The organism is Parafrankia sp. EUN1f, from assembly GCF_000177675.1.
In the GTDB taxonomy this organism is placed as follows: domain Bacteria; phylum Actinomycetota; class Actinomycetes; order Frankiales; family Frankiaceae; genus Parafrankia.
Window position 1 is genome coordinate 59831 of sequence record NZ_ADGX01000027.1, and the last position, 17461, is coordinate 77291.

At 69.8% G+C, this 17461-nt stretch carries 2 protein-coding genes and 1 pseudogene; all 3 read right to left on the reverse strand.

Annotated features, from left to right (window positions below; translation table 11 throughout):
• Nucleotides 1-26: 26 nt before the first annotated feature.
• Complete coding sequence (locus FREUN1FDRAFT_RS10845; RefSeq protein WP_006540072.1) at nucleotides 27-16400, reverse strand: hypothetical protein; 16374 nt, start codon at nucleotides 16398-16400, stop codon at nucleotides 27-29.
• A gap of 464 nt (nucleotides 16401-16864) precedes the next feature.
• Nucleotides 16865-17203, reverse strand: coding sequence for a hypothetical protein (locus tag FREUN1FDRAFT_RS10855; protein WP_006540074.1), 339 nt, complete (start codon nucleotides 17201-17203; stop codon nucleotides 16865-16867).
• Nucleotides 17200-17461: pseudogene (locus FREUN1FDRAFT_RS10860) on the reverse strand (YbaB/EbfC family DNA-binding protein); the annotation flags it as partial. The pseudogene FREUN1FDRAFT_RS10860 and the gene FREUN1FDRAFT_RS10855, both read right to left, overlap by 4 nt.

Here is a 17461-nt window from a genome sequence, read left to right on the forward strand (position 1 = left end):
CGGTTTTCCTGCGGGTGCCTGGGTGATTACGTCGGGATCCTCTGGTGGTGACGTGGTGGTGCTGGGTGCGGTGTTCTGGGCCTGTGGCCGGGTGGGGATGTGGGGTGCGGGGACGGCGTCGGGGAATCGGTGGTGGAGGTGGTTCTGGAGGTGGCGGAGGCTGTTGTTGAGTGCGGCGTTCTCGAGCGTTTTGTCGTAGCTGGGTGGGGTGCTGTCATGGAGGGCGGGGAGGGGGGCGTTGGTGCCGGTGCGCTGGAGGGCGTAATAGCGGGTGCTGCCGGGCCGGGGGTGGGGTCTTCGAAGATGGCGACGGTGGGCAGGGAGGTGGCTGGGCTGACCGGGTTTGCTGGGGCTGCCGTGTTGTGTCGGGTGGGGTGGTGGTCGCGGCTGCCGGTGATGGTGCGGACGCCGGTAGGGGTGTGGATGGTGATGCGGAGGCCGAGGAGGTCGGCGAGCAGGTGTGGAAGGTCGCTGCTGGTTGGGGTGGCGCTGGTTGGCGGAGTTCGGAGGCCGTTCGTCGCGGTCGTGAGGTCGGTGGGGGCGTCGGTTCCGGTCTGGCTGCTCTGGCTGGTGGGGGTGGCGAGGTGGCTGTGGTGGAGGTCCGCGAGGTGGTTGCGCAGGCCGGTGAGGTGGTGGGTGGGGGCGGTGGTGAGGTTGTCGAGGATCTGGGGGAAGTGGGTGTCGGGGTGCTGGGTGGCGGCGCTGGCGATGAGAGCGGCGAGGAGTTCGTCGACCTGGTTGGCGGCGGTGTCGCCGAGGTGGACTGTTCTCGCCTCGCTTCCGTCGTTGAGGGTGATGACGCTGCCCGCTCCGGGGTAGGTGACCTCCGGCGAGGCAGGCTGTGCGGTGAGTTCGATGAGCCCGATCTGTTCGCGGACATCCCTCTCGAACCGGGTGATCCGCTCGTTGTAACCCGCGTCGGGGATACTTCCCGAATAGCTTTCCTCCGGGCTCAGGACCCAGAATGTCATGTGCTGTGAGGCGTCCTCGACCGTCGTGACGTCGGTCCTGGGGGTTATCTTCCGTGACGGCTCACCGGAGTCGTTGATGCGGTTGTTGACGACCGTGATGAGGTGCGCGAGCGGGTAGGTGTGGATGGCGCTGTGAGATTTGTTGATGTGGACGGTCATCCGGCCGTCGGGGGAACTTCCCACGACGACCACCCGGACACCGGCCTGGATGGCCGCGATGATGTGGTCGGGAGCGTGCTCGAGCGTGCTCGGGCCGTTGGGGCCGGCCAGGTTGATGACGTTCTGGCGATTTGTGTCGTCGGTGAACTGCCAGCCGAGCACGGATTTCGGCTCTGGATATCGTTCTGGCGGTATCTTGAACCACTTCGTGGGAGCATGGTCGGTCTGCTGGATGAGGACGGGCAGGTTGAGGTCCACGCTCAGCATGATCGGGAAGGTGTTCTGGTTCAGGCGCTTCTTCGAGATGGATTGTGGTGCGACCAGGGCGATGGCCGGCGGGGCGGCGGAGCCGGAGGAGGGTGGCAGGAAGCGCCGGATGATGGTCGCCAGGGCCGTCGGTGGAATCCGGACCGGGTCCGGGAAGTGGTCCAGGCGAACGGTCACGGATTCGAGCCCGCCCCGGACGATGACCTGGAGGACCCCGGCTACCCGCGCGGGTTGGTGCGGCACGTCGCGGTCGTCGAGGAGCGGGCGGGCCAGGTCGACGGCGTAGGGGCCCTGCTCGTCGGAGTGCACGACCATGAGCACCTGGGAGATCGGTGGATTGAGCAGGTTCCACTCCGAGTAGTCGAAGTCGACCGACTGCTCGAAGGACTGGCCGAAGGGTACGAGCTGGGCGTTCGCACCGTCGCGTACGTGGTCGATCCGCGTGGTGGTGGGGGATGGCTCGGGCGAGTCCAGCAGGGCGTCGAGCTCGACGTCGTGCAGCTCGGCCAGCGGGTGCGCATCGGTGTCCGCCGTGATCGGCACTACGACGGGTATCCAGGCTTCGGCCCGGAGGTCGTTCATCCCGGGCAGGCTGCTTGCCTTCCTGCCTACATAGATCGGCAGGCCACCGAGCTGTGCGGAGATCTCCTTGGCGAGAGCTTCCAGGTGGGTGGTGGGTTGCGCTGCCGGGTTCGTGGTGATCAGCCGATAGGGAGCCAGGGGGATCGGTTTCGCCCCGGGTATCCGCGGTCTGGAGCGGAGTACGTTACTGATTTCCTGAGCTGTGATCTCGAGGTGCGTGTGGTAGGACCAGGAAGGTCGCCCCTCGATGTCGGTGTGCACGGCGATGACGGGGAGGGAGTCGTCCAGCCCGTTGAGCTTGGCGTCCCAGTAGCCCACCTCGGTGTTCACGCCTCCGGTTTTCGCGGGCCTGCCGAACATGTAGGAACCGTTTGTGTAGGCGTGTACCGGGTCGTGGATCTCGAACTGGTCGAATTTATGCAGCTGGCCGGTCGGCCCGATCTGGAAGTAGGTCGGTAGATCCTGCTGGCCGCGTGGGGTGACCACCTGGATCTCGGGCGCCTGCGGCCGCTGATCGGGCCTGCTGCTCGTCGGCAGCGGGGAACCCGGCACGCGGTTGGCGGAGAACGGGTCGGCCCCGGCGGCGATGCGGATGACCGGTATTCCGAGCTGGTTCGCGAGTCCCCTGACTTCATTGTTGAAGTTGATGGTGGCGGTATCGCCGGGGTTCTGGCCGGTGGCGGGTGGTGGCTGCGACCACAGCACAACCGCCGCGTGCCTTCCCGGTATCTCGCGGATCCGGTCGAGCAGCTGGGACGTGCGTGACCCGACGACCGGGGGGACCGCGTAGTCGGGGCGTGCCGGCAGGTCCAGCCGGCGGACCGTGCCGTCGGGGTAGGAGAGGCCGAGGTGACCGTCGGGAAGCACCGGGAGGTCCAGGACCAGGACGTCGGCCGGGTAGGGGAGGTCCCTGGCCGGGGGTGTGTGCTCGTAGCGCGAGGTGGTCGAGGCGAGGCCGGAGGTGGTCATCCTGAGCCACAGGGGGTCGTCCGGTGGCCACAGGCGTCCGAGGGGGTCCGTGGTCAGCGGTGGTGGTCGGTCCGCCGGGCTGTACAGCACCTCCCAGCGCGGCTTCGGTTCCGCCTGGCTGGGCACCAGATAGGAATCTCCGGCGACGGTTTCCGCCCCGATGCCGACGGTGGCGGGCGGTACGAAGACGTGCACGCCCGCGGCCCTGCCAACCTGCTCCCAGAAGTCCCTCCCCTGGGTGGTGAGGTTTTCGCTGGCGACGACCAGTGGCTGTTCGGGGGTCCAGCCGTGTCGGGCGAGATAGGCCGGGACGTCGGCGGCACGGAGGTGGTGGGACGTCCCGTCGACGCGGCCGACGACGAGCGTCGTTCCGGTGGTTTCCACTCCGATGATGGCGCCACGGATCTCGAAGCGGTCCGTGCGGGTGGGGACGTCCGCGAGGAGCGGGAGCTGTCCGCGTCCGCCGGGTTGGAGCATGGCCAGCCCGGCGGGGAGTGTGACGACCGCGTCGCTGCGCAGCAGCCGGCCGCTCGATGCGGGCGTCAGCCAGGCCGGTGGGGTGACCAGGCCGGCGCCGCCGCGGGGCCCGGGCTCGGGCTGATGGAAAAGCCAGCTGGTGTCGCTTCCGTCGGTGTGGATCGCGCCCCTCGTCACCCGTGGCCGGGTGCCGGGGTGGGGTGCCCAGATCTCGGTGCGCAGTGCGGCGGAGAACGAGGCCAGCTGGCTCTCCAACGCCGCCAGCCTGGTCGGGTCCGCGCCAGCCGGCTCCGGGGCGACCCAGAACTGCACCGGGCCGCGGCGCCAGCCGGCCGCGGTGAGCAGTTCGCGCAGCGTGCCCTCGGTGAGAGCGGCGTCGGCCGCGCCAGCTGCGCCGGCCGTGGTTGGCAGGGCGAGGCGGCCGTCCGCCATCCGCGGCAGGAACACGGTCGTCACCCGGGGGATGGGCGTGATCCTCGCCGCGACCTCGGCGGTGTCCGCTGTGAAGATCGTGCGTTGGCCGGGGCGGGCGTGCACGCCAGGATGGCTCGTGGGCACCGCGTCCGGTAGCGGGCTGGGGACCAGCGGCTGGTAGCCCTTTTGTCCGCTGTGGTGAAGGTGCAGCGTTCGGCGTGGCTGGGTCGGGCCGCGTCCGGAGAAGGTGGTGGTTTCCAGGTCGTCGCGAACCGGTTCGACGACGACGAGATCGATGTCGAGCGCCCTTGCCGCCAGCGTGGTCACCGGGCCGAAGAACGGTGTGTTTTCCATCCACGGGGTGCGGATCGACATCGCGACGAGGTCGCTCATACGCAGATCTACAAAGCTGCTGCGGTCGCCCAGGGGGGCCAGCGACGGGGATACCTGGAGCAGCCGGTTCCACGCGTCGCCGAGCGGTTCGTTGGTGAGCACCCTGATGGTCTGACGTCGGAGATTCTTCAGGCCGTCCCGAGTGCCCTGCGCAGGCCCGAGAACGGTTCTCAGGTCCGCGTCCGCAAGCTCCGCCACCAGCCCGTTGACGATGCTCTGGTACGACGGGTTCCGAGGGTCGTCGAATTCGTCCCGTACCGATTCCATGTCACTGCCCGCGAGCCAGTCGGCGATGCGGGCCCGGATGTCCGCCTCCGACGTCGCACCGGCATCCCGCAACAGCGGCTCCTGCTGGATTGCGGTGCTCAGCGCGCTGATGAGAGAGCTGGCCCCCGGAGCAGCTGCGTGTGCCTGGTATCTGGCGCCGTCGATGAGGAAGCGGCCGGTCCCCACCCTCTCGGCAGGTCTGTGGACGAGTGCTTCGTAGCGGTCGACGCCGTTGTGGAACAGGTACAGATTCGGGTGGTGCCCGGGTGAGCCCGATCCGCGATAGGTGACCGGTTCCACGCCGTCGCCCGCTGCTCTGATCAGGGTGAGATCAATGTGGAAAGCCTGCGCGGTGAGTTCGGGCACCAGGGCGACGAGCGGTGTGCGCCACATGCTCGGGGTACGGATCGACATCGCGACCAGATCGCTCATCTGCGAGGCGCGGAGGTCGCCGCGCGCCCGAAGGGGGGCCAGCACGGGGGACAGCTGGAGCAGGTTCTCCCACACCTCACTGAACGGCATATGGGTGAGCTCGATCTTGACGGTGTCTCGCGGGGAGGCCACGGAGATGTCCTCGTACAGCTCGCCGAGGACGTCCGTCAGGCCCGCGTTGTCGAGGCCGGTCAGGAGTACGTCGACGAGGTCCTGGTACTCGCCGCTTTCCGGGTCGTTCAGCCTGGTTCGCGCCGCATTCCCGAGATCGCTCGACGTGAGCCAGTCCGACAGGTCCGACGGAAGGCTCTCCGCCGTCGCCTGGCGCAACGGGTTGTTCGGAAGCTGGCTGCTCGCGCTGGTGACCAGCGCCGCGACGAAGTCGCCGTCCGGGCTCGTGCGGTCGAGGCGATGGCTGCGGCCGTCCACGATGACCTGGTCGGCTCCGGCCCACGTCACGGCTGGTGGCGCGGGCCGCGGCGGCGGGGCGGTTCGCGGGCGGGAGCCGTCCGGTGAGCCCTGGCCGGGCGGCGTCTGCTCAGCGGGGTGAAGCCCGTCGGCGGGGTCGCCGGGGCCGTGGCCGGTGAGGCCGGGGAACGGCGCGTCCAGCAGGCTGGCGATGACGGGTTGGACGAGCTGGTCGGGGTGCATTCCGCGGTACTGCGGCTGGTCACGCAGGTCGCGGTAGGTGGTGAGGATCCGCTGGTCGGTGAGCTGCGAGTTCGCGGGGTGGTTCCCGAGACCGCCGCGTACCTGGGAGACGAGGCCGCTTTCGGTTCCGGTGGGGGGCTCGGTTTCGTCGGGGACCGATAGCTGTTGCGGGTTCGCGGATGTCGACGGCGGGGCTGGTTCGATCTCGGCGGGTTCGGCTGTGGGGCCGGACGGTGTGGGGCCGGACGGTGGGGGAGTGGTCGGCGTGGGGTGTTCGGGTGCCGGGTCGGTGCGTCTGATCGCGTCGACCAGGCGGTCGTCCGGCCAGATCGGGACGTGGGCCGGGAAGGGGGGCCAACCGTGTGGCATGACGATTCCGAGATGCGGCGTCGGTCCCGGCGTCCTGGCATCGGGCCGCCACCTGTCGGTTCCCGGGGCGAGCAGATAGGAATACGGATCGGTGCCGGGGAGAATGTGGATCACGGGGATGTTGAGCAGGTTCGCGAGTGCCTGTGCGTCCTCGCCGAACGCGGCGGCATCTGCCGGGGCGGTCTCGGGGTCCGGGGGCTGTGACCACAGCATGACCGCGTCGATCGACACTGCGGTGTTCCCTGAGGTGCCGCCGCCGGGCGCCGGTGTGGTGCGCACCTCGGTGGCGAGGTCAGGCCCCAGCTCCGGGATGAGCGGTCGCATCGTGGTGTCGCGGAACGCCAGGTTTCGAAGGCTGTCAGGTGGCGCGTTCTCTGTCGGGTCATCGCCGACCATCACTCCCAGCCGGCCCGTGGGCAGCACCGGGAGGTCCAGCACGAAGACCGAGCGCGGGTAGGGAAGGTCTGGGTCCTGCAGAGGGCGCTGGCCGGGCAGTGCCCGGGTGGGTGAGGCCAGGCCGAAGGAGGCCATCCGAAACCACACGGAGGTGTTCGCCGGCCAGAGCCGTCCGAGAGCGTCTGTGACCATTGGTCCCGAGGAACCGTCCGGTCTGTGCAGCACCCACCAGGTCGGGAACCGGTTCATCTCGGTGCCGGCCAGGTACGCGGCGCCGTTGAGGGTGCCGTCTTCCAGCCTGGCGGAAGGGGATACCCCGTACACGTGTACCCCGGCGGCCTCGCCGACCTGGGCCCAGAACTCCCGCGCCTCGTGATCCGTGTTCGGGCTGACGACGGCAAGCGGCTGGCCGCTCCAGCCGTGTTCGCTGAGGAAGGCGGGGACGTCGGCGGCGGGAACGCGGTCGGCCGTCCCGTCGTAGCGGCCGACGACGAGCACGATGCCGTGGCGGGTCATCTGAAGCTCGCTGTGGTGGATCTCGAAGATGTCCGAGCGGGTGGGGCTGTCCGCGGGAGGCGGTATCGGGCCGACCCCGCCGGGAGGCAGCATGATCAGGCCGCCGGGCAGGGGGACGGCCGCGATGTCGGTGCGTCGGTGTACCTCGCCGTTGACGAAGATCCATCTGCTGGCGCCGTGCTTCCCGGGGCGGCCCAGGGCCTGCCAGGTGCCCGGGGTTCCGTCGGTGGTGACGAGGCGCGGTCGTCCGCTCGTGGCCGGCGGGGCAGCCGTTGCGTTCGGGAAGGATGGCAGGCCACCGGCCACGGGGAGCAGGACCTCGACGGTGGCCGTGTCGGCCACCCGTTGTAGCAGGGGCCGAGCGTCTCCGATGTCCCCGTCAACCCAGAACCGCACGTCGAGGCCGTCCCGCGCGGCACTGCGGATCACCGCCTGGATGCCTCGCTCCGTCAGCGGCCTCGACGTCCCATCGGGGGTGAGTGTCCGGGCGCCGCCCGGTCCGTTGACCAGAATGACGTCGAGGAGGCCGGGGGTGGGGTGCCGCGCCATCTGCCGCAGGTCGGGCAGGGCCGACAGGTAGGTGTTCAGGGTCATCATGGCCATGCCGCCGGGCCAGACCACCGGGCCGCCGATCGAGGGCGCCAGACTTCCGAGAGTGTTCGGAGCCATCCAGGTGGGTGGGGTGACCAGTGGCCTGCCGCCGATGGGCTGGGGTCGCGGGGCGTTGAGAAGCCAGTTGTGACGCCCGCTGTCGGTGCGTAGCGCGCCGCCGTCCACCCGCGGGTGGGCATCGGGGAGAGGCGCCCAGATTTCCGCGCGCAGTACCTGGGCGAACGAGTCCAGCTGGTGGTCCAGTGCCTCCAGCCCGGCCGGTCCACCGTCAGCCGGTGCCGCACCGGGGCCGCCCGCGGGAGCCGGCAACGGGTTGGGCCCTGCCAGGGATGACGCCTGGGAGGAGGTTTCGGAGTCCGCGTTGGACGATGCCGCGTACGAGGAGACCGTGTACAGGGATGACGAGTCGAAGGAGTCCGCGTAGCGCGATTGCGGGGCGACCCAGAACTGGACGGGGCCGCCTCGCCAACCGGCTGCCCTGAGTAGGCCGTGCAGGCTTCTCGCGGTGAGAGCCTGCAGGTCCTCGTCGGTCTGGCTGTGGTCGTCGCCGTTCGCCGTGGCGCCGTCCTGATCGACGGGGGCGGGTAGGGCGATGCGGCCGTCGGAGGTGCGAGGCAGGAAGACGGTGGTCAGGTGGGGGGTGGGCGTGAGGGCGGCGGCGAGGTGTGCGGTGTCGGCGGTGAAGATCGTGCGCGTGGTCGGATCGATCTGGACGCCGGGATGGTCCGGGTGCTCCAGGCCGCGCACGGCCGGTCGGGGGGCGCTGGGGCCAGCTGTTTCGGGCACGGGCACGGGCACGGGCACGGACACGGGCGCGGGAGTGGGAACGGGCGCGGGAGCGGTCGTGGGAACGGGCGCGGGAGCGGTCGTGGGAGTCGCCGGCCCGGCCGGTGGGTCTTCCGTGTTCAGGTTCGCGGGTGCGTGGAGGAGAGCGTGATAGCCGTTGCCGCCGTCGCGGTAGACGAAGATCCTGTTGTGTGGAAGCCTTCCGCTCGGCCAGTTGACGGTGGTGGCGGTCAGGCCACCTGCGGGCGCCGGTCCGACGAGGACGATCTCGAAATCGAGCGCCGGGCCCGCGAATGCGGGTACCGGCTCGAAGAGCGGAGTGTTCCCCATTTCCGGCATACGGATCGCCAGCTCGACCAGGTCGCTCATCCTGTGCCTGAAAATAGTAATCACGTGGCTGAGTGGCTGCAGCTGGGTTGATCTTTTAAGGAGACGAGACCACGGGCTGCCGGCCGGATTCTCGGTTAGTTCGGTGACGGCTATATCCCGCAGGTCCTCGGGATCGGCGCGCATTTCCTGCGTGTACCCGAGGATGTTCCTCAGGGTCGCCGGGTCGAGGTCGTCCACCAGCTTGTGGACGATGTCCTGGTGGATGCTGCTTTTCGGATCGTCCAGCGTGCGGGACGCCGCGATCCCGTGAGTCCCACCGGTGAGCCACCAGCTTATGGCGTCTCGAAGGTTCTTTCCGTTCATCCGACCGTATGGGGAGATCGGGTGCTGGCTGCCCGTGCTCAGGCCCAGAGCGCTGATGAAGCCCGGGGCCTGCTGCACCCGGAATCTCTGGCCGTCCACGATCACGTGGTCGTTCCCGTCCCGCTCCACGGTCGGCGGCGCCGGTTCGGCTGCGTTCTCGGTGATCCAGCCGAGGACCTGGCGCCGTTCGGCCGGGTTGTCGGTGGTGTGGCCGGGGTGCGTGGGTGAGGTGGTGGGGCCGGCACCGCGGCTGGTGGTGCGGACGGCGACGATGCCGGTGGGTATTCCGGCGTCCGCGAGGCGGGCGTGGATGAGGCGTTCGAGGAATCGGGCGGTGGCTTCCGCGCGTTCGTGGCCGCTGGTGGTGGCGCGGCCGGGCTGGAGGGGTCTGCCGTTGCCGCCGCCTTCGAGGTGGACGGTGATGTGTGGTGCCCGCATGGTCTGCGCGCGATGGATGGCTTCGTCGGCGACGTGGTCGGCGAAGGCGGTGAGCTGGTCCTGCAGGTCGAGGGTGAGGTTGGTGGCGGTGAAGGTGCGGGTGCCTTCGCCGAGATCGAGGGTGAGCTGGATGCGGTTCAGGGGTGGTCGGTTGCCGGAGTTCCTGACGGGGCCGCCGTCGGAGTTGCTGGTGGGGTCGCCGGGGCCGTCGCCGTGGAGATGCCCGGTGTCGCCGTAGAGAAGGTTCTCCTCGACGAGGGCGGCGTATTCGGGGGTGGTTCTCGTCTGGAACTGCGGGCTTTGGATCAGTTTTCGGTAGGTGTCGACGATCTTCTGGTCGGTGATGGTGAGCCGGGTGTTGGTGCGGTCGATTCTGATGCGTGTCGTTTGGAGTATGTCGTTTTCCAGGTCTGTCAGGGTGAACGGGTCGAACGGTTCTTCCGGTGACGGCTCGTCCGCGGCCAGCTGGGTGATCGCGTCGGGGTCGTCCAGTGGTGGTGTGATGGTGGGCCTGGGTGGGGTGGGGTTGTCGTCGGTCTCCGGGTGGATGAGCGCGGACTCGGGGACGAGCGCGTCGTGGCCTTCCGGGCCGTCGGGGAGCCCCTCCACGCCCGACGGGGCGAGCTCGGGGGCGGATACTCCTGTGAGCCACGTGCGGATCCGGTCCTGCTGGGCTGTGTCGTCCGATTCCGCGACGTCGTCGCCGAGCGCCTCGTAGTAGTTGGGCCCGCCTTGGAACAGGCGTACCACTCGATCCGGTCGCGGAGGGTCCGACCGATTGAGGGTCGTGGTGGTCAGGCCGCCGTCGGGGGTCGCGGTGGTCAGCTCGAGCTGGGCCGCGAGCGCCTGCGCGGCGATGCTGGGGACCGGCTGGAAGAACGGGGACCGAGCCAGTTCCGGCCGGCGGATCGCGGCAGCCACGAGTCCCCTCATCCGAAGTTCCCGTGTGCTGTCGCGATTGTCACCCAGGGGATCAAGCGCCGGGATGGTCCGGAGGAGCCGATCCCAGGCGTCGCCGAACGGGTCGCTGGTGAGCTGGACCAGAAGATCGGCCCGCAGTGCGATGTCGGGACCGACCGGGCTGTCCGCGGGGAGTTGGAGGACGGTGACGAGGCGCTGGGTGTCGAGGCCCAGGACCAGCGACCTCAGGATGGTCTGGTGCATGGGGCTCTGCGGGTCGTCCAGCGCCGCCGAGATCCGCGGCCCGAGGCCGTCCGGCGCCTGCAGCCACGCGGCTACGGCGGCCCGAGCCTCGTCCGTGGTCATGCTGCGCAGCGGAGTGTTCGGGGCGTGCGGGAAGCCGAGTGGGGCGTTCGGATCCCGGCGCTGCGCGCTGGTGATCAGGGCGTCGAAGAAGGACCCGCTGTCCGCAGGGATCTGGTACGGCTGGTCGCGGGTGCCGTTCACGGTGTTGTCACCGTCGCCGCCGCGTTCCACGGTCGGTGGTGCGGCCTGGGACGGCACAGCGATCTCGGCTGTGTTCTCGGTGCTGGCTCCGGTGGTTGTCTCGGTTTCGGTGAGCCAGCCGAGGACCTGGCGTTGCTCTGCCGGGGTGGGGGAGTCCGACTGCGCGTCGTGGGTGTGGCCCGCTGCATCGGTGGGGTTCGGGCCGCGGGAAGCGGTCCTGATCGTGATGAGGGTGGTGGGAAGGCCCGCTTGCTTCAGGCGGGCGGTGATGAGGGGCGTGAGGACGCCGGCGCTGGCTTCGGCGCGCTGCTCGCCGGCGAGGTAGGCGTCGATGATGCGTTGGCCGTCGGGTTCGCCGGGGCCGGTGGGTTCGCCGCCTTCGAGGGTGAGGGTGAGGGGCGATTGTCCGGTGGTGGCCCGGTGGATGACTTCGGCGGCGACGAGGTCGGCGAAGGTGGTGAACTGGGCGCTCTGGTCAGGGGTGAGACCGGTGCTGGTGAAGGCGCGGGTGTTCTCGTCGAGGTTGAGGACGAGCCGAATCCGCGAGAGCGGGGTCTGCTCCTGGGAGGGGCGGGCGTCGGCCGGGTTGCCGGGTTCGATCGGCTCGGTTTCGGCTGTGCCGTCGATGTGTTCTGGCTCTGGTGGGGTGGGCCGGGATGCGCTGTTTCTGTTGGTCTCGTCGATCCAGGCGCGAATCCGGTCGCGCCGCGCGTCGTCCGACTCCGCGGGTTCGAACCCGTCGTAGTGGCCCTTTCCGTCATGGAGGATGACAAGTGTTCCGTTCGGTGCCGGTGAGGTCAGCCCAGGGAAGCGGTCGGCCCGCAGGTCTCCGTCGGCTTTCGGTGTGATGACGGCGAGGTCGACGTTGAGTATCAGTGCCGCGAGCGCGGGAATCGGGTTGACGAACGGTGTTCGCCACAGATCCGGTAGCAGGACCGTGGCCGCCACCAGTCCACTCAGCCGAAGGTCCTTTACACTGTCGCGTTGATCGCCCAGCGGGTCCAGCGCCGGGGTGATCTCGAGTAGCTGGTTCCAGGCGGTGCCGAAGGGGTCGCGTAGGAGTTCCGCGAAGGCGCGCTCCTGCAGGGTCTCCAGATCGGGCTGGCCGTCGCTCGCCTGGCCCTCCCTCGGCGGAAGACGCAGGACGGACCTCAGCCCGGAGTCGTCGAGGCCGAGCACAAGGTCTCGGATGACGCCTTGGTGGATGCTGGTATGTGGGTCGTCCAGCCGGTCGGATATCGACGGGCCCCCGGGTCGCGTTCTCGTGATCAGATTGATCAGGGAGACTCTGATGTCCCGGCCTTTCACCCGCTGGAACACGGGATTCGCGAGCTGGCTCCTGATGCTGATGAGCAGCGCCTCGACGAAGCTGTTGCCATCGTCGGCTGTGCGGATGCGCTCGTAGGGCTGACCGTAGGCGGTGACGCCATTGATCGTGGACGGGTTGCTGGAGACGGTCGTCGAAGTCGGGCCCGGCAGTGACCGCGCGGGAGGATCCGGCCGGTCAGCTCCGTCGAGCGGGGTGGGCGGAGCGGCCGTGGGGGCTGCGGGCGCCGCAAGCGCATCAGTGGTGATCTCGGTGAGCCAGCCGAGGACCTGGCGTCGGCCGACCGGGTCGTGGCTGGTGTGGCCGGGGTGTCTGGGCGAGGTGGTGGGTCCCGCACCGCGGCTGGTGGTGTGGATGGTGACGAGGTCGGGAGATACGCCTGCGCTGACGAGACGGTCGGTGATGAGGAGGGTGAGCAGGCGCGCGGCGGAGCCGGCCCGCTGGGTACCGCCGCTGGTGGCACGGTCGGGGAAGAGGGACAGGCTGTTGGCGCCGCCTTCGAGATGGAGGGCGAGGCGCGGAAGTCCGCTGGTGTGGCGGTGAATGGCTTCGGCGGCGACCTGATGAGCGAAGGTGATGAGCTGATCTCGCTGTACCGGGGTGAGGTCAGTGCCGCCGAAGGCGAGGAGACCGTAGTCGACCTCGAGGGTGAGCCGGATCTGCGTCCAGGACGGGCGGGCGCCGTCGGGGATCCGGGGAGCTTTCCCGCCGTGCAGGGTGACGGCCGGGGCCGGGGCCCGGGGCCTGAGATACGGCCGTCGAGCGCGCAGGTCGCGATACATGGCGATGATCTGCTGGTCGGTGAACTCCTGGCGCACGGTGGAGTCGAGGTGCACCAGGTCGAGAAAGCTGGTCTCGTCGAAAGTCGGCGGCGGGGCCGCGGCCTGGAGCGGGGGAAGGGCCTCCCCGTCGATGGAGATGTCGAACGGCACGCCGAAATGGCTGGACATCTGGGTCGCGACGTTGCTCAGCCATCTTTGGACTTCGGCGAAGCTGGGCTCGCCCCGTACCTCCTCATGCATGAATCGGCCGGAGAAGTCGTCGATGGTTCCGGTGCTGTCGGCGTTGCGCCAGGCGTCGCCGCTTACGCGCGCCTCTTCCTCGACGATGCGGCCGTCGGGGGTGAACCCGACGACGATGGTGGGGTGGCCATGTCTCGAGATCTTGTCGATGAACCGCTCGAACGTCAGGCCGGGGTTTCGGCTCGCCACCCAGGAGTAGAGCTCCGCGAGTTCGTCCGGCGGGACGATGTCGGTGATGCTGTCGCTGCCCAGATAGATAGTGCCGTCCCGGGTGACGGAGTACTGCCAGCGTGCTCCGGGTGGGCTCGCCTCGAACTGTTTCCTGGAGAACTGGCTGAGGGGAGTCCACAGCGGGTTGAGGCGTTGCGCCCACCAGTCGTCGCGCTCGTTCCGCCGGATGTTTCTCGGGCGGACGGCGGCGCCGTAGTCGCGGGTGAGGGTGCCCGCGGTGATGGGGTTGAGGGCGGGCGGAGTGTAGGCCGCGGCGGTCATGGGCTGGGTCAGCCAGCCGAGGACCTGGCGGCGGTCGGCATCGCTGCGGCCGGTGTGGCCTGGGTGTCTGGGGGAGCTACTGGGTCCGGTACCGCGGCTGGTGGTGCGGATGGTGACGAGGGCGGAGGGAAGGCCTGCTTCGGCGAGCTGGTCAGCGATGAGGCGAGCGAGGATGCCCGCGGTGGAGGTAGCCCGGCGGGCGCCGCCGCTGATGGCGCGGTCCCGGAGGAAAGGCAGGCCGTTCGCGCCTCCTTCGAGATGGAGGATGAGCGGTGGTTGTCCGGCTTTGGCCCGGTGAATGGCCTCGGTCGCGATCTGCTTCGCGAAGGTGGTGAGCCGGCCGCGCTGGTCGGCGGTGAGGCCGGCGCTGGTGAGGGCAAGCGTGCCCTGGTCGACGTCAAGGGTGAGCTGGATCTGGTCCCACGGTGGCGTGTCGGTCTGTTCCGCGGAGGTGGTGTGGTCGCCGGGTGCGCCGCCGCCGAGGCCGGGGGATGGTGCGCCGATCAGGGTGGTGATGACGCGGGTGTCGAGGTCGCGGGTGGGGGTTCGGCGGTGTTGTGGCTGGGTGCGCAGGGTGTCGAAGGCGGTGAGGATTTCCTGGTCGGTGATGTTCCGGCCGGTCGGCAGGGTGCTGAGGCGTGGGCGTATGCGGTTGAGGAGCGCGGTCTGGTCGGGGGTGCGGGGCTGCTGGGGAGGCGCGGGCGGAGTCGGTGCCGGCTCAGCTTCGGAAACCGGAGTGATGGAGTCCGGCCCCGGCTTCAGCTTCGGCGGTGTCACGGTGCCGGGGGGACGAGCGGCGGTGAGCGGCACCGGTGTGCTGCTTTCCACGAGCGGCGGGCCGGGCCGCGGCGGATCCATCAGCTGGAGCTTTGCGCCATCGCCGGCTGCCCAGCTGCCAAGTGATGCCGTAGGTGTTGCTGTCGGTGAGGGCGGTGCGTTCAGGGATGGTGGTGGGATCGGCGGGGTTGGTCCGACGGGCGGCACGGGACCTGGCAGTGGCACAGGGGCAGGGGGTACCGGCACCGGGGGCACTGGCTCCGGCCGGGGTGTGGGGGTCGGCGGGGGCGCCGACGGGCTGAGCGGTGGTACTGGAGCCGGCGCGAGAGCTTCCGTGGGCGGAAGCGGAGGTCCGTCCAGATCCGAGACGAGCGGCGGCGTCGCTGATGGTGCGGGCGGGTTGGGCGCCGGTACCGCCGGTGCGGGTGCCGGACTCGATGGGGACGGGATGGGGTCCGCCGGTGTGGGGGTGTCCGGGAGGAGACCGGCAGATGACGAGGGGGACGGTTGCGGCGCCGGACCGGGCATCGCGGCCGGACCGGGCATCGCGCCAGGCGGATGCCCGCCGCCGGGCGCTGTGGCCTCCATCGGGCTGGGCCCGGGGTTGGGCGGTCCGCTGGGTACCGGGGGTGGTGGTCCGCCCGCCGGAGGAGACAGCGGCGCTGGGCCTCCGGCCGGCGGTGCTGGGCCTGCGCCTGCCGGTTGCGCAGGGGGCGGCGTTGGTCCGGGAGCCGGGTTCGGTCCGGGAACCGGAGTTGGTCCCGGAACTGGGTTCGGTTCGGGATCCGGCAGCGGATCAGGACCAGGCACGGCGTTCTCGGGTCGTGCGCCGGTGGGGGTTTCCGAGGGGGCGGAGCCGCTGCGGGAACTCTCCGCGGGCTGATGGGGCTGGTTCGGCGGCGCCGCGCCCGGCTCGGCGTTCAGGACGGGGGCAGGGTTGCCCTCGCCGGGTGGGGCACCGGGAGGCCCGGCAGCGAGAGAACCGCCCGCGCCGGGCTTTGCTCCCCCGAGCCCGCCGGGAAGAGGTGCGGGCGTGGCCAGCGGGACCGGTGCCGCTCCCGCGACGATCGGCACCGGCGGGTCGTCGTCGTCCGGGATGGTCAGCGTGGTCTGGACGGAGTCCTCCGAAGCACCGCTGTACACCGACCAGTTGTCCGACTTTTCTGAGGCACTGTCGTCGAGATCGAGGTGGAGGCTGGCGAGGGAGACCGTGTCGATCGGCGGGGTGGGGGTGAGGTCTGGCGCGCCGCCGCGGCCCGTGATGTCCGGCGGCGACAGGTGCGTCGTCGTTGACGGGTTTCCGGTCGCGAGCGCGTTCCCGGAGGGCCCACCCCCGCCCGGGGGCGGATCCCCGGCCGCGGAGCCGGTGCTGTTCGGCGAGGTGTTGCCCTGGGAGGACCTGCTGCCGGGACCGCCGCCGTCGGAGTTGTCGTCCCCTTCGTCGCTGTGGCCGTCGATTCCGTCCAGTGAGGAGACATCCAGGCCGATGTCGTCGAGGTCGGCGCCCCCGCCGGGCCCGACGATGCTGTTCCGGGCGCCGCGGCCGATGCCGCGGGCGGCGCTCTCCGTCGATCCCTCGGTCGTGCCGGAGATGATGTCGTCGACGATGGTCTTGCCGCTCCAGTCATCGTCGACGACGCCGGACGCGACGTAGCCGCTGCCGCCCTCCAGCAGGATCGACGCCAGCGTGGAGGCGAACATGTCGGCGATGGGGTTGCCGGCGCCGCCGCGGACACCCTGGTTGACCAGGACCTGGTTCCACTTGTTCATGGCGTTGTGGAGCCCTGGCACGGCGACGACGGAGCTGGCTGCCGCCGCGAGGCCATACTTGATCATGTGCCAGACCTCGCCGCCGTCGAGGTCGCCGCGCTTGCCCTCGAGGATCTGCCAGATCTGGGCGATGATCGACGAGCCCGGCATGAACAGCATCTGCATGCCGGTGATCTTGGTTGTGGTGAGGGCGAACTCCCGCGAAAGGACCATCTGGATGATCGTGCGAGTGGTGGCGATGCGTTCGGCCGCTGCCGGCCCCCGCCGAACGCCGCCTCGATCGCGGCGATCGCGAGCTGGATCTGCATGAAGTAGAACATCACTTCGCCCTGCTTGCGGGTCAGATCCATCCGCAGTGCCTGGGCGTCGAGCATGTCCGCCGCCGCCAGCAGCAGCATTCCGCCCTTCGGCAGCAGCTTCGGCTCGTCGACGACGAACTGCGCGGTCTGCCCGACGAAGCGCCGCCCGGCCTTGCTGTCGACCGTCGCCTTCACGGCACGGACGATGGCGATGAGATCCAGGCTGAGCTGGTCGACCTTGCCTTTCGAGTTTCTCAGGACGTTCGCGAGACGTTGGACCTCGACGATGGTCTCCGCGGGAGTGACCCGCATGCCGGTGAACGCGTAGATCGCGTCATCCCACGACTTCGACATCGTCTCGCAGCCCGTTCCTGCAGGTCAGCCGCGTGCGCCGCCGCCGGACCAGCCTCCGGCGGAGTGGGTGGCGTCCGTCTCGGTCGCCTCGCCGATGGTGCGCACGGCCTCGAGGCGGTCGCCCTGCACGCCGACCGCCTCACCGAGCGCGTCGTAGATCTTGCCGAAGTACTTCATCAGCTGCTTGAACATGGCGTAGGACAGCTTGGACACCTCGTCGTGCGCGTCCCTGGCGAAGTTGTGCTGCGCGATTCCCTCGGCCAGCTCCTCGCCGAAGGCGAGGAAGGCTTCGCGGAAATCGGCGAGCATCGGCACCTTCTCGGCGAGCTCGTCGCCGTTGAACTGGATCTGCTCTCCGCTCACGACCAGTGCCCGTTCCGGTCCGCGACCGGTGCGGCGCCGCTGTCCGGCATGTTCCTGGTGAACATGCCGAGCAGTTCCTCGACGAGCTCCTCGGAGGAGTCGACCTCGCCCATCCGGCCGATGGGGGACGGCAGCTCCAGCATCAGGTCCCGCAGGCCGGCCAGGGCGATGCTCCGGGCGCCGGCGCGGGCCTGCTCGATGGTCTTCACCAGCAGGTCGGCGAACTCCGCGGGCGCCAGGTCGCGGTAGCCGTCCCCC